This window comes from Acidimicrobiales bacterium, assembly GCA_040219515.1.
Classification (GTDB): domain Bacteria; phylum Actinomycetota; class Acidimicrobiia; order Acidimicrobiales; family Aldehydirespiratoraceae; genus JAJRXC01.
Genome location: JAVJSI010000012.1, coordinates 1 through 13133 on the forward strand (window position 1 = coordinate 1; position 13133 = coordinate 13133).

At 66.3% G+C, this 13133-nt stretch carries 13 protein-coding genes; 10 read left to right on the forward strand and 3 right to left on the reverse strand.

Annotation, left to right across the window (positions count from 1 at the left end; all coding sequences use genetic code 11):
• From RIB98_10795 to RIB98_10825, 7 genes are all read left to right on the forward strand, one after another.
• A partial coding sequence (locus tag RIB98_10795) for a Flp family type IVb pilin (GenBank protein ID MEQ8841462.1) occupies positions 1 to 196 on the forward strand: 196 nt, incomplete at its 5' end.
• Between the two features lie 141 nt (positions 197 to 337).
• Positions 338 to 1408: a hypothetical protein gene (locus tag RIB98_10800; GenBank protein MEQ8841463.1), complete on the forward strand. Its 1071-nt coding sequence runs from the start codon at positions 338 to 340 to the stop codon at positions 1406 to 1408.
• A gap of 36 nt (positions 1409 to 1444) precedes the next feature.
• On the forward strand, positions 1445 to 2839 hold the full coding sequence (locus tag RIB98_10805) for a DUF222 domain-containing protein (protein MEQ8841464.1): 1395 nt from the start codon (positions 1445 to 1447) through the stop codon (positions 2837 to 2839).
• 21 nt (positions 2840 to 2860) lie between these two features.
• The gene (locus RIB98_10810) at positions 2861 to 3277 is read left to right on the forward strand and encodes a cytidine deaminase (GenBank protein MEQ8841465.1); all 417 of its coding nucleotides are present in this window, start codon (positions 2861 to 2863) and stop codon (positions 3275 to 3277) included.
• A gap of 13 nt (positions 3278 to 3290) precedes the next feature.
• A complete protein-coding gene (locus RIB98_10815) occupies positions 3291 to 4319 on the forward strand; it encodes a D-2-hydroxyacid dehydrogenase (protein ID MEQ8841466.1) in 1029 nt (342 codons plus the stop codon).
• A gap of 14 nt (positions 4320 to 4333) precedes the next feature.
• The gene (locus RIB98_10820; GenBank protein MEQ8841467.1) at positions 4334 to 4843 is read left to right on the forward strand and encodes a tRNA (cytidine(34)-2'-O)-methyltransferase; all 510 of its coding nucleotides are present in this window, start codon (positions 4334 to 4336) and stop codon (positions 4841 to 4843) included.
• A 31-nt stretch (positions 4844 to 4874) separates the two neighbouring features.
• Positions 4875 to 5282 (forward strand): hypothetical protein, encoded by a 408-nt coding sequence (locus RIB98_10825; GenBank protein ID MEQ8841468.1) that lies wholly within the window; start codon positions 4875 to 4877, stop codon positions 5280 to 5282.
• A gap of 19 nt (positions 5283 to 5301) precedes the next feature.
• Here RIB98_10825 and RIB98_10830 read toward each other — a convergent pair whose 3' ends face one another.
• The gene (locus RIB98_10830) at positions 5302 to 8559 is read right to left on the reverse strand and encodes a CmcI family methyltransferase (GenBank protein MEQ8841469.1); all 3258 of its coding nucleotides are present in this window, start codon (positions 8557 to 8559) and stop codon (positions 5302 to 5304) included.
• A gap of 108 nt (positions 8560 to 8667) precedes the next feature.
• On the opposite strand from RIB98_10830, the gene RIB98_10835 reads away from it, so the two are divergent.
• The 3 genes from RIB98_10835 to RIB98_10845 are packed head-to-tail and all read left to right on the forward strand — an operon-like array spanning position 8668 to position 10919.
• Positions 8668 to 9117: a hypothetical protein gene (locus tag RIB98_10835; protein ID MEQ8841470.1), complete on the forward strand. Its 450-nt coding sequence runs from the start codon at positions 8668 to 8670 to the stop codon at positions 9115 to 9117.
• Positions 9114 to 9902, forward strand: a complete 789-nt coding sequence (locus tag RIB98_10840) for an ABC transporter ATP-binding protein (protein ID MEQ8841471.1) — start codon at positions 9114 to 9116, stop codon at positions 9900 to 9902. The genes RIB98_10835 and RIB98_10840 overlap by 4 nt, the downstream gene beginning before the upstream one ends.
• Positions 9903 to 9905: 3 nt before the next feature.
• Positions 9906 to 10919 (forward strand): ABC transporter permease, encoded by a 1014-nt coding sequence (locus RIB98_10845; protein MEQ8841472.1) that lies wholly within the window; start codon positions 9906 to 9908, stop codon positions 10917 to 10919.
• Positions 10920 to 11012: 93 nt separating this feature from the next.
• Here RIB98_10845 and RIB98_10850 read toward each other — a convergent pair whose 3' ends face one another.
• The gene (locus RIB98_10850) at positions 11013 to 11669 is read right to left on the reverse strand and encodes a class I SAM-dependent methyltransferase (protein ID MEQ8841473.1); all 657 of its coding nucleotides are present in this window, start codon (positions 11667 to 11669) and stop codon (positions 11013 to 11015) included.
• A gap of 391 nt (positions 11670 to 12060) precedes the next feature.
• Positions 12061 to 13086, reverse strand: coding sequence for a hypothetical protein (locus RIB98_10855; GenBank protein ID MEQ8841474.1), 1026 nt, complete (start codon positions 13084 to 13086; stop codon positions 12061 to 12063).
• Positions 13087 to 13133: the final 47 nt, after the last annotated feature.

Below are 13133 nucleotides of genomic sequence, written 5' to 3' on the forward strand. Positions count from 1 at the left end.
GAGTCCAACAATGACCACCGCATACCAGTTCCTCAGCGCCTGGATCACCAGCCGTATCGATGACGAGCGTGGCGCGAGCCTCGTGGAGTACGCGCTCCTCGTCGCCCTCATCGCCGTCGTGTGCATCGCTGCCGTGACCGCCCTCGGCGAGTCCGCTTCCTCGAAGTTCTCGGAAGTCGACTCCTCGCTCGGCTAACCCCTTGGGTCAACCGAACTTTCCGCAGGAGCACAACTGCGGGGTGGCCTGAGAAGGTCACTCCCGCAGTTGTGCTCTTCGGCTTTTCGGGGTGCGGGAAGGGGACCTTGAACCCGACGCCGGGCCGCCGACGAGGAGGGAGTGGAACAGACCCCCTTCCGGATCGCCCTGTTGGCCGCGGCCTTCATCGGCGTTCTGACGCTGAGCACCTTTGCGCTCCAGGGGGCGGACCAGATCTACAAGGGCGACCCCCAGTCGTTCCGCCTGGTCGCCGAGGATCCCTTCGGTGACGGCCACCTGATCCTGGAGGACGCCGACGTCCACGACCAGGGTGTGGCCTATCGCTACGGCCGGATCCTTGTGCCGCTCGTCGGCTGGGTCATGGCGGGAGCCCAGGCGGATCTGGTGGTCTGGACACTGCCGCTGGTGGGCATCCTGGGCTTCGCGGTGAGCGCCTTTCTCGCCGCTCGGCTGTGCCGGATGGCCGGCAAACCCGCCGATCGGGGGTTCCTGGTCGTGGCGGTGCCGACGATGATCACGTCGACGGTCCTGGTGTATTCCGAGCCGGTGGCCATCGCGCTGCTGCTCGGTGTCTACGTGAGCTATCTCGAGGATCGCCGCCGACTGGCGGTCGGCCTGGCCCTGTTCCTGCCCCTGGCCCGCGAGGCCTACCTCGTGGGACTCCTGCCGCTGGCCTTCGCCGAACTTAGACGGCTGTCGCTGCGCCACACGGCGACGGTCGGCGCGGTCGTCGTGACGCCCTACCTGGCCTGGCTCGTCTGGGTGCGCGGGCGGGTCGGCGACTGGACGTTCACCGACCCGTCGACCTCACGAACCGACGCCGTCGGTCTCCCCGGAGTGAGCCTGGTCGAGGCGATCGGCGATGCCGATGGCGAACCTGCGGTGATCGTCGGCGCGCTGCTGGTCGCCTGCCTCGGTCTCGCCGGCTTCGTCGTTGCGGTCGTGTTGCTGCGACGCATGAAGAGGGACCGCCTTCTGCTCTGGGCGCTGCTCGGCTTCGCGGTGCTGGGCCTGATGGTCGGACCACAGGGCTATCGGTTCTCCGGCGACGGACTGCGGGTGCTCCTGCCCGGGCACCTGCTGCTGGCATTGATCGCGGCGAGGAACCTGGGGAACAAGGAGGGCGACGCCGTCGAAAACGTCCCCGCGGGGACGTTTTCGGCCCCGGTGGGTGTCACACCCGATCAGTAGTTTCGGGGGGGAACGACGAGGGAAACGAGGCCCCGAATGTCCCCCACCGACCGGTCCACCGACACCAATGCCGACGACGTTCCGCTCGATCGGCTCGAGGCACAGATCACCGAGTGGTCGGGCCATCTGGCCGCGGCGACGGCCGATCTGCTCGGCTGGATCGCCGAGTACGACCGTCGCGAGGGCTGGAAGTCGTGGACGTGCAAGTCGGCCGCCCACTGGCTCTCGTGGAAGTGCGGCGACACGCTCCACACCGCACGCGAGAAGGTGCGGGTCGCCCGAGCCCTCGAGGGCCTGCCGGCCATCGCCGCCTCCTTTCGCGCCGGTGAGCTCTCCTATTCCAAGGTGCGGGCCATCACGCGCGTGGCCGTCTCGGCCGACGACGCCGAGTGGCGCGACACGGCCAAGCACTCCACCGGGGCCGCGCTCGAACGCGTCGTGGCCGCGGTACGCGGGGCCCTCGACCACGACGAGGTCGGCGACGCACGGCAGGCATTCGAGAAGCGCTCCCTGAGGCGCTCGTCGAAGGGGGGCGGCGTCGACCGGCTCATGGCCGACGCCCCGCGCGACATGGTGGAAACCGTCATGGCGGCGGTCGACGTGATCGCCACCCAGATCGTCGACGACGCCATGGGCGACGGATGCTCGCGACGCGAGGTCATTCAGTCACGGGGTGGCACGGCCGCGATCCGCGTCGACGCCCTGGTCCGGATGGCCGAGCGAACACTGGCGGCGGCACCGGCCGCAGCCGAGCGAGGCGACATCGGCCGTCTCCAGCTGAATCTCGACACCGACGACTGCGCCGAGGACGCCGACGGGGGCGAGGGCGATGGTGCCGGTGAGCAGACGCTGGCCGGCCGACGGGTGTCGACCGAGACGGCCAAGCGGTGGGCCTGCGACACCAGGGCAGCGGTGATGCTCGAGCACGACGGGCACCCGGCCGACTGCGGCCGCGACAGCCGCACGGTCAACCGACGACTGCGCCGAGCGCTGCACCGCCGCGACCACGGCACCTGCCGGTTCCCCGGCTGCGCCGCCTCGTCATGGCTGCACGCCCACCATGTGGTCCACTGGGCCGAGGGCGGCCACACCGATCTCGACAATCTCGTCAGCCTGTGCGGGTTCCACCACCATGCGGTGCACGAGGGCGGCTGGTCGGTGGCCGTCGTCGACCACACGGTGGTCTGGTCCGATCCCGACGGCGTACCGGCCACCGTCGAGCCGCTCACCGGGTCGGCCCAGCCGGTCGGCGAGGCGGGCCGACGGGCCGATGTCGACCACTCGTCGATCGAGTCACGTTGGGTCAACGACCGTCTCGACTTCGGGTTCGTCGTGAGCGTCATCATCGAGCACTGCATCGCCGCCCGATCGAAGCTCGACCGCGTCCCCGCGGGGACGTTGCGCCCGAGCGGTCCGACCAGCGAACCGTAGTCAGTGGGATAGGTTTCGGCGATGACCGGAACCGAGGTGGAGATCCAGGCAGCCGCCGACGCGGCCCGCCGCGCCCGCGACCACGCGTATGCCCCCTACTCGGATTTCCTGATGGGAGCCGCCGTCCTCACCGACGATGGCGGCACCATCGCCGGTGTGCTCGTCGAGAACGTGTCGTTGGGCCTGGCCATGTGTGCCGAACGCGTGGCGCTCTTCACCGCGGTCACCCAGCAGCGTCGCCCCATCGTGCTCGCGCTCTGCTCGAAGCGGACCGCAGGCGAGCTCACATTCCCGTGCGGCGCGTGCCTCCAAGTTGCGCTGGAGATCGGTGGACCCGACCTCGTGATCGTGGCCACCGACCCCGCCGGAGCGATCGATCGCACCACGGTCGGCGAACTCCTGACGAGAGCGCCGAAACGACACAGCCCACCGCACTGATAGGCATAGGGCCATGGCCGAAAGCATTGTCGTCGGAATCTTCTATCCCACCGGATGGCACGCCGATCTCGAGACCGACATCGAGCGGTTGCGAGCCATCGATTCCCGGGTCGAGGTGATCGTCGAGACCTACGTCGAACCCGAAGAGGCCCGCAGTGGCCGGGGCGTGCCGCCCTACGACGACATCATGCACCTCGTGCCGGAACTCACCGACGCCCAACGCGAGGCGTTCGCCCGCGTCGACTGTTGCGTCACCCTCGACCTGCCATTCGACATCGCAGCCAAGGCTCCCCGGCTGCGCTGGGTGCAGGCCGTCGGGGCCGGGATCGCCCAGCTCCAGTCGGCCGGTGTGCACGAGGCCGGCATCAAGCTCACCAACGGGGGCGGGCTCACCTCCGCCGCCATCTCCGAGTTCGTCATGGCCCGCATCCTGGGCGAGTACAAGAACACCCGCGCCCTCGATGCCGTCCAGAACGAACACCAGTGGACTCCCGTCTACGGGGAACAGATCGAGGGCAGGACCGTTGCCCTGGTGGGGTTCGGTCCGATCAACCAGGCCGTCGCCACGCGGGCCCGGGCGTTCGGGATGCGGGTGCTGTGTCTCCGCCGAAGCCGGGCCACCGATCCGTTGATCGACGAGGTCTTCGGCCCCGACGAACTCCACGAGATGCTCGGCCGCGCCGATGTGACCGTCGGTGCGGTACCCGAGTCGCCGGCCACCGAGAACATGATGGACGCCGCCGCGTTCGCGGCGATGCCGAAAGGATCGATGTTCGTCAACGTCGGTCGAGGCACCTTCGTCGACGAAGCGGCGCTGGCCGCCACTCTCGAGTCGGGCCATCTGCGCGCCGCCGCGATCGACGTCGCCCGCACCGAACCGCTGCCCGCCGACTCCCCGCTGTGGACGGCACCCAACATCTACATCTCGGCGCACTGCTCGACCGACCCGTCGAAGCTGTTCGCCAACCTCCACCGCCTCTTCGAGGACAATCTGGGCCGGTTCCTGGCCGGACAGGACCTCCGCAACGAAGTACCGGGCTGAGGCCCGTACGAACGGTGCACGTCGTTCTCGTCCACCCCGAGATCGCGCCGAACACCGGCGCCATCATCCGTCTGTGCGCGAACACCGGCGCCCGGCTGCACCTGGTCGAGCCGCTCGGGTTCGAGCTCAGCGACACCCAACTCAAGCGCGGCGGCCTCGACTATCACGAGCACGCCGACATGACGGTCCACCCCGATGTCGACACCGCATTGGCCGGTCTGCCCGGCCGTCGTTTCGGCTTCTCGTCCCGCGGCACCCGGCGCTACACCGACGTCGACTTCACACCTGACGACGTGCTGATCTTCGGCGCCGAGCGGGCGGGACTCGACGACCACGCCATCTCGCTGATCCCGGCCGATCAGATGCTGGTGATCCCGATGCGGCCCGACAACCGCAGCATCAACCTCGCCAACGCCGTGTCCATCGTGCTCTACGAGGCATGGCGTCAACGCGACTTCGCCGGCGCCGGCGAGACCGGCACCGGCACGGTCGAACGGCTGCACCTCGGCCCGTTCGACTCATGATCGGCGCAAGCCCCGGCGCTACCCTCTCCACATGGAATACGTGATGGTCCCCGTGCCCGAGGAGATCGTGGCCGAGGTCAAGGACTGGATGGCGTGGAATCTGAACGCCCCGAAGGTGGCCGAGAACCCCGATGCCGTCCGTCAGGTGGTCGAGGAGGCCGATCCCGACCTCCGCTCGCTGATCCTGCACACGGCGGCCGTCACCAACGACGGCGGCCTCACCGCTCTCGTCGACGCGGCCGAGGGCACCGGGATGTCGCCTCGCGAGGTCATGGGCGCCGTCGGCGATCTCCACGCTCGCATCGTCGCCGCCGGCCGGCCGACTCCGCTGATCATGGCCAGGGTGGATCCGCGCGATCTGCCGGAAGGCCGCCACGACTCACTCCACCGAGTGCTCCACATGTCCGAAGCCGACGCCGCCTTCGTGGTCGATCTCTGACAACGTCGGCCTGATCGGGTCAGCCGATCCGCTTCAGGAAGCCGCCGGGGTTGAAGGACAGCGAGTACTTCTCCATCGAGTGATCGGCAACGAAGTCGCCGCGTTCGCCCAGGATCTGCTTGACCCCTTCGCCGGGGCCCGGTCCGAACGCCGGCCACACGGGGCGACCGTTGAGGATCGTCTCGGTGACCACCACATAGGAGCCGACGGGAACGAAGCGTTCGAGCCGCGAGAACTCGCGATAGGTCGTCGCCCGATCCGCAGCACCGCCCAGCACGACCAGCGCCCGGCCGTCGCCGACCAACGCGGCGATCTGTTCCTCGACCGCGGTGTCGGTGACCGAACCGTCGAGGTGGGTCAGCCGAGCATGAGTCGGGCGATCCGCCGGATCCGCACCCACCGCAACCACCGTGCCGCACTCGGCGAGCTCGCAGATCGACGCGAGGAACAGCGACCGGCCACCATCGGCCGCACCGGTCTCGACGATGACGTCGGGACGAACGTCGGTGATCAGTTGTTGGTACGCCAGCAGGTCGGTCGGCGCGGTCGTGATGGCCCGGCCGAGCCATGTGGTGTCTCGCCAGGGCAGTGTGTGCCACACGGCCTCGGTGAAGGCCGAGGCCAGCTCGTCGGGCATCGGCGACGGCGTCGTCGGCTGTCCGTCGATCGCGAGATCCTCGACGAAGGCCCGCGACCCGAGACGTCGCGGCTTGCTCCGTCGGGCGGCGCCATTCGGCAGCCGGCCGACGAAGTGCAACGGCTTGCCGGGGCCCTTGAACGGCCGTCCCCGGAGCTCCGCGTAGTCCTGGCTGTAGCCGAAGACCCGGTTGCGACGCGTCACGGCATCGGGCTGATTGGTGGTCGTCCCGCCGTGGGTCTGGTGAAACGACCCTTCGCCGATCATCGTGCACACGGTGAGTCCGGGCGAGTTGCCGATGCGTTCGTAGATCTCGAGATTCGAGTAGCTGCCACCGGAGACGTCGAACGATTCGTCGAAGCCGCCGACCTGCTGGAGCTGCTCACGCGACACGAAGAGGCAGTTGCTCTCCCACACCCCGTCGAACCAGTCGCGGTCGCCGACGAACGAACCGATCTCGAAGAGTCGGTAACCGGCCCGGGGCCAGCCGATCTTCTCGAACAGGGCGTCCTCGTAGTCCTGGTCGTAGCCCCCGATCATCGCCTCGCCCTGCTGGCCCGGCCCGACGTACCACTGTTGGGTGGCCACCATCGCCGGGGCATGCTCACGCAGCGCCATGGAGGCGAACCGCAGCACGCCCGGCGTGACCACGTGGGCACCGTCGATCATCAGGCCGAAGTTGCGACCGCGCCCGAGTTCGATGCCGTGGTTGAGGGCGAAGACGGGCGACGACTGCGCGTCGTCACCGATTTCGACGAAGCGGAACTCGGGTCCGAAGCTCGTGACGAACTCCTCGTCGAGGCGTTGGTCGGGGTCGGAGCCGTTGTCGATGGCGATGACCTCGTAGGTGAGGTCGTCGATGCCCTCCTGATACGAACGCGACAGCGAGCGCAACGTGCGGGCCGCTTCGCGGCGCATGTTGTAGAAGACGACCACCATCGTCAGGTCGACGGTGCCCTCGACCCGAGGCGGCAGAAGTGGTGCCCCCCGATGGGAGGGCGAGGCCGCCACCGTTTCGGCCGTACCGTCGTCCTCGCTGCGGACCCAGGCGACCATCGCGTCGTCGACGCGATCGATCGGGGCCTGGATGCCCCGGCGTTCGTGGAACTCCTCGACCGCCTCGCGGGTGGTGTCGTGGGCGTGCTCGTCGACGATCACCACGCCGCCGACGGCGAGCTTGTCGTAGAGCTGCTCCAGGATCGCCGCGGTCTTCGCTCCCACGCCGTGACCGATGCGCAGCAACGCGATCTTCTCGATGGGGGCCTCGCCGGGTGCCCGGTCGAGGGGGCCGGTCACGAACGAGACCCGGTCGTCGAGCAGGTCGAACCGAGCGAACCCTTCGCGCACCATGTTGAGGTCGGCCTGGAAGCCGTCGATGCCGCGCTTGGGAATGGTTGGCGCGTTCTCGCCTTCCGGCGAAGAACGGAAGACGTCGGCCACCCACACGTGGGGGTCCTTCATCTCGTGGCCCTCCACGAAGGCCTTCAGGAAGATCGCCCCGCCGCCGCGTCCGGTGCCGCATTCGACGAAGTCGCCGTCGATGCCGTTGGCGCGGACGTGCTCGGCGCATGCCTCGAGGTGTTCGAGCCGTGACCGGCCCATGGCCGTGTAGGGCAGGAAGGACGAGTTGGCCCGCTTGTCCGGGATTCCGGCCCGACCACGCTGAACGCGATTGGAACGGGGCCGATCGAACCGGAGTGGGTCACGCAGCTCGGCGGCTGAGAGTTTGGTGCCGTTCCTCGCCGCGTCGTAGAGGTTTTCGATCCGCACCTCGTTCTCGAGATAGTGCTCATCGAGCAGCGCCGACTTCACCACACCCAGGTAGCGAGCCGCAGAACGGGCCTGGAACTGCTCGCGCTGGAAGAAGACGTTGTGCTGGAACAGCATCGCCTTGATGCGGATGTCCTCGGCCACTTCGAGCATGTCGAACCGGGCCTCGGACGACTCGAGTCGATCGAAGGCGGCGGCGAGTTCGGGCTCGGCGGCCAGGTGCGCCTCCTCGGCGACGATGGCGAGACCGAAGTAGAACGGCAGCACGACCTGGCGTATCGGGTTCGGGTGTTCGGCCACGAAGTCGTCGAGGCCGGTCATCACGCCGTTGCGCTCACCACCTTCTTCGAGCGCATTGGCCATCGTGGGGTTGAGCCCGCCGTGTTTCGCGAGCTTCTTCATCCCCGGCTTCATGCCCAGGAAGTCGTAGGGCTGACGCCGTTCCTCGGGCACGTTCGACGGGTCGTAGTAGAGATCGCGGCGGCCGTAGGGCCAGGCGACGTCGTGCAGGATCATCACCGGCATGAACCGGTCGGCGGCCAGCGCGTTCTGGGCGAGCATGCGGCACTCGTTGTAGACGGTCCACCAGTTGTGGTCGCCGTCGATCAGCGCGGCGTCCATCGGCTCGAGCCCGGGCAGGACATCGAGGCTCAGCGCCTCGTGGAAGAAGTAGCGACCCGGCCACCGCTGCTCGTGCTCGGCGGGGTCGAAGTCGGGGACCGGATCGATGACGTGGAGCTCGCCCTCGGGGCCGAGATGATCGAGGATCTGTACGGTGTTCTCACCACGGAGAGCGCCGATCTCGACCACCTTCCGGGCTCGGCAGGCGGTCAGAACGGGCGCGATGGCAACATCCCAGAGGGGAAACATGGGGCCGAGAGTAGCGCACGAGAAAGCCCGTCGATTCAGGTCGTACGGGCCATTTATCGCCCACCGGAGCCGCCGGTATACTCGCCGTTGCGACTCCCAGGAGGACAAATGCCCTACGTGATGGTGCCGGTGCCCGAAGAGCACGTCGAGGAAGTCATGCAATTCATGCTCCGCACGATGGCCCGGGCATCCCAGGAAGACTGGGATCAGGAGAACGTCACCCGAGTCTTCGGCGAGGTCGACGAGCTGTCGAAGACGCTCCTCGCCCACATCGCCCGCGCAACCGTCGCGGGCAAGGAAATCTTCGAGAACGACGCTGCAGCGGCTGTGCAGTTGAGTTCGCGAGAGACCTCGGCCATCGTGCGCGAACTGAACGAGCTCGCGCGCGAAGAGAACCGACCGTCGATGATCTATCGACGTCCGGCCACCGAGGTACTCCCCAACGGTCGCACGGTCGACAAGACCGCAATCGTGGTGGATGAGGAGGTCGCGCCGCTGATAGTCGAGGCCGAGAAGGCTGATCTCGCGGCCAACCCGTTGCCTGGCACACCCGGATGACCTCCGCGCCGACGGCCGTCGAGGCCCGACCGGCGATCGAGGTAGAGCGGCTGTCTGTCGACTATCGCGTCCGCCTCCCCGGCCAGAACGCAGCCACCGACGTCTACAACCTGCTCACCCGCAAGCGTCCCGCCGAACGCACCGTAAAGGCGGTGCGCGACGTCAGCTTCGCGGTGCCTCGAGGCGAGACACTGGCGATCGTCGGCCGCAATGGCGCCGGGAAGTCCACTCTTCTACGGGCACTCTCGGGCGCACTCGTGCCCACCCAGGGTCGCGTCACCGTGCGAGGCCGGGTCTCGCTCCTGGCCCTCGGGATCGGAATGAACCCGAACCTCTCGGGCCGAGAGAACATTCTTCTCGGCGGACTCGCCGTCGGGCTCGACCACAAGCGACTTCGCGAGCTCTATGACGAGATCGCGGAGTTCGCCCAACTGGGCGAGTACCTCGACTTCCCAATGACCACATACTCGGCCGGCATGCGCTCCCGACTGGCGTTCGCGGTGGCCGTCCACCTCGACCCCGAGATTCTGCTGATCGACGAGGCACTGAGCGGTGGCGACGCCGGATTCGCGGAGCACGCCCGGGTCAAGATGGCCGAGTTGATGAGAGAGGGTCGCACCATCGTGCTCGTCACCCACGGCCTCTCGTCGGTGCGCTCCATGGCCACGAGTGCGCTGTGGATGCACCAGGGTGCCATTGCCCAGACCGGCGAACCCGAAGACATCATCACGGCCTACATGCGCTACTGCCGGCTCGAACAACTCGAACTCCCCGACGAGAACTGATCCATGTCCGACACGACCGAAACGCACACCGACCACGATGAGCGCGACGAGTACGACGACGAGGCCGAGCCCGATGTGCTCGGCACCAGCGACACCGAAGCGTTCACGAGTGACAAGCGCAAGGAGTTGCGTCGCCGCCGACGAGACGCGAAACGGGCCTATCGCCAGTCCCGGTCCGGTGCGTCGGCCGACGACGAGATCGTCTTCGTCTACGAACCTCACGTCCGCTTTGTGCCACCGATCGGACCGTACCTCCGTGACCTCTGGGCCCGCCGAGAGTTCGCGATGGCAATGGCGAAGTCGAAGGTCAAGGGAGCTCGCTCCAACACCGCCCTCGGCGGTCTCTGGGCGCTCATCGACCCCTTGTTCATGGTCGCCCTCTACTACTTCCTCTTCACCATTCTCCGCGGCGGCGACCGACCGTCCGCGTTCATCCCGATCATCATCTCCGGGATCCTCCACTTCCAGGTGAGCGCCGCCGCGCTCAACGAGGGCGGCAACTCGGTGTCGTCGGCGTCGGGGTTGATGCTCAACTCGACATTTCCGCGGATGCTGTTGCCGCTGTCGGCCATCCTCGGCGGGGTCATCAAGTTCCTCCCGTCCATGCCGATCATCTTCGGCGCCGCCGTACTCCTCGATGCGACCATCGGCGTGAACCTGCTCTGGTGGTTCTTGCTCTTCCCGCTGCAGGTGGTGATCGGTCTCGGGGTCGCGTTGCTCGTCTCCACTGCGATCGTGTTTTTCAAGGACATCAAGAACATCCTCAGCTACGTCAGCCGACTCATGTTCTTCACGAGCCCGATCATCTTTCCGATCGAGATCATCTCGGACACCATCGTTGCATTCATCAAGTGGACGCCGTTCTTCGGCATCTTCGCCAACTACCAGTACATCCTCGGCGGCCAGCGCCCCGACTTCGGCTACCTCTCCATCTCCGTGGGATGGGCCGTCGGCAGCGTTGTCCTCGGCGGATGGCTCTTCCTGCGCTATGAGCGAGAGTTCGCGACGAAGCTCTGAGCAGAGGTTCGGAACCTAGTAGTCCGTCGCGGATTCAGTGATGCGATCAAGGGTGGAGCAGGGCCCTCACTTAGGTTGCGTTCCCCGTCGATCTCATGTGGCGGGGATCGGCCCGGGTTTGCGGCTTCGGACTGAGCGACCATTGATATAAGGCTCGCCGTTGTGATCGGGCAGAAATCGGCGATCGACTGACTTACGGAAAACCTGGAGCTTTCCGAGATCCTCGACCAGCTCGAACTCCTGTTGCTGCTCCAGCAAGCGTCCCAACTCGGCTACGGAGTGCAGTTGGAGATCGTCGATAATGAGAAGCGCACCTCGGCGCATCATCATATTGACGTAGCAGAAGTCGACGAATACCGTCGGCCATCCGTGGCCTCCATCGATGAGGCCAACGTCGAATCGCTGGTTGTCGAAGGCAATAGGTGGGAGTGCCCGCTCCGAGCGATCGAGAACGTACTCCAGCGAGTCGACCGTGATACCGACGTCGGCACAGTAGTTTGTGATCCGATCGCGCAGCTCCTCGTCGGGTGCAATCGACAAAACCCGTCCCGGCGACGTCTGTAGAAATGTCAGCGTCGATGCTCCCGCCCCTGTCTCGATGAAGTTCACGGACCCAGACGGGAAGTGTTCAATGACCAATTCGCGAATCCTCTGAAGATGATGGGGACGAAACCCACCGGTCACCCAGGTCTCGCCGCCGTCCCAGGTGTGCAAGAGCGGCAAGTCATTCAGGAAGTCCTCGAACTGCAAGCGCTGTCTCCTATGGTCCTCCCGCCGTTGGACGGGCCCGCTCGCTTGGACCGTAGTGGACCTTATGGTTTCGGTGCCACCGCAGAAGACGTCCACGGGCGCATCAAGCACCCAAAGTGGCGCTGCACGGCGGCTGGCGTCGCTCAGGCGTTCATCGGCTCTGGTGAGCAGCCGGCGTTCATCGTGACGGCGTCGAGTCGCTGGTCGGCGACCTGAGTATCGCCGGGCAGCATGGTCGTGAACGCCGACCGCCACGGACCCGACAGATCCAACGTCGCCCAATGCCACGCGATCCGCCAGACTCGCAGGGCCTCTGTTTCCCGTCGCGGTGCCTCAGCCCCCGATCACTTCCCCCTCAGATCCGAAGCGCCGTGAAGGCTCCGCCCAGCGGCTAGGCGAATGACGCACGGACAAGCAGGTGAGCGACCGTCCGACTGAGACTTTCTGGTTCGACCTCCAGGAGTGTGGTCAGCTCACCGGATTCCCACCCATCCGGATCAGGGTCGTCCGCTGCCAGTGGTTCCACGATGTGATCGAAGCGGATGCTGAACTGCGCAGCGAGATACTCCAGATCCCTCTCGTGGCTTCGAGCAATAGCTGCGCTGATCTCAGGTCTGAGGCGAGGGACAGTCTGCGGGATATCCCTGCCGAGCTGGCGCAGTTCGCTCATCAGTCGGAGACTCGCTGCGGTCCGGCGGTCCTCTTGGTCAGGATGCACGTGCCGTCGAACCATCTGCATGATGCACATTGCCTCTGCTGAGAATGAGGCATTTTGATTCTCTACGGTAAACGAAGCAGCCTCCTCAGGTGAGATCCCGAGCACAGAGACCGTGAAGTCCGTAACGATGTCGCCGCCAATCAGTGCCGTGCGGTCGAATGAGCGAGCTGTCACGGTCGATCGCAGAGCTTCGGCATGTCGACGGACGCAAATCTCCGCTCGAAGTCTGAACTTCGCCGGCGAAGGCAGCACCGCAGCCGCTCTGACCCGCTGCTGCACGAAAGACAGGTAGTACGACGCCGGGTCTCGGAAGTAGACCACGACCTCGATCTCGTCGAAGAGCGGGATTAAGACCTCAGCCAGCCTCTCGACTTCGCCTTCGTTCATCCCGAACAGGTATTCGCCGCTGAGCACAACCGTCGAGCCTCGAGAGTTCTTTAACTCCGATGTCATGTCCCTCCACCACCGCTCGGCGAGGTGACGGACATCACTCGGCGAAGACCCTCCTTGGAGAAATTCCCGGGGGTATCGATGCTCCTCCTGACAGAGCACTGCCAGGAGATTGTGATTCGTCTTTCGTTTTGGAGGCGTCGGGTAGAGCACGCCGGCTCGCTTCCATGTTTCCGAATGCAAATGCATCGACGCTTGAATCGAGGATGTCCCGGTCTTGGCGGTGCCGATATGGAGGATCAACCTCATGGCTCGACTCGTTCAGATCGCCCGCGGTTCTCCCAGGGGAACGGCGC

Bases quoted from the DNA above. Each gene is read 5' to 3' on its own strand.
- RIB98_10840 (MEQ8841471.1), top strand. From the start codon at position 9,114: ATGACCTCCGCGCCGACGGCCGTCGAGGCCCGACCGGCGATCGAGGTA.
- RIB98_10835 (MEQ8841470.1), top strand. From the start codon at position 8,668: ATGCCCTACGTGATGGTGCCGGTGCCCGAAGAGCACGTCGAGGAAGTC.
- RIB98_10810 (MEQ8841465.1), top strand. From the start codon at position 2,861: ATGACCGGAACCGAGGTGGAGATCCAGGCAGCCGCCGACGCGGCCCGC.
- RIB98_10845 (MEQ8841472.1), top strand. From the start codon at position 9,906: ATGTCCGACACGACCGAAACGCACACCGACCACGATGAGCGCGACGAG.
- RIB98_10825 (MEQ8841468.1), top strand. From the start codon at position 4,875: ATGGAATACGTGATGGTCCCCGTGCCCGAGGAGATCGTGGCCGAGGTC.
- RIB98_10815 (MEQ8841466.1), top strand. From the start codon at position 3,291: ATGGCCGAAAGCATTGTCGTCGGAATCTTCTATCCCACCGGATGGCAC.
- RIB98_10830 (MEQ8841469.1), bottom strand. From the start codon at position 8,559: ATGTTTCCCCTCTGGGATGTTGCCATCGCGCCCGTTCTGACCGCCTGC.
- RIB98_10805 (MEQ8841464.1), top strand. From the start codon at position 1,445: ATGTCCCCCACCGACCGGTCCACCGACACCAATGCCGACGACGTTCCG.
- RIB98_10855 (MEQ8841474.1), bottom strand. From the start codon at position 13,086: ATGAGGTTGATCCTCCATATCGGCACCGCCAAGACCGGGACATCCTCG.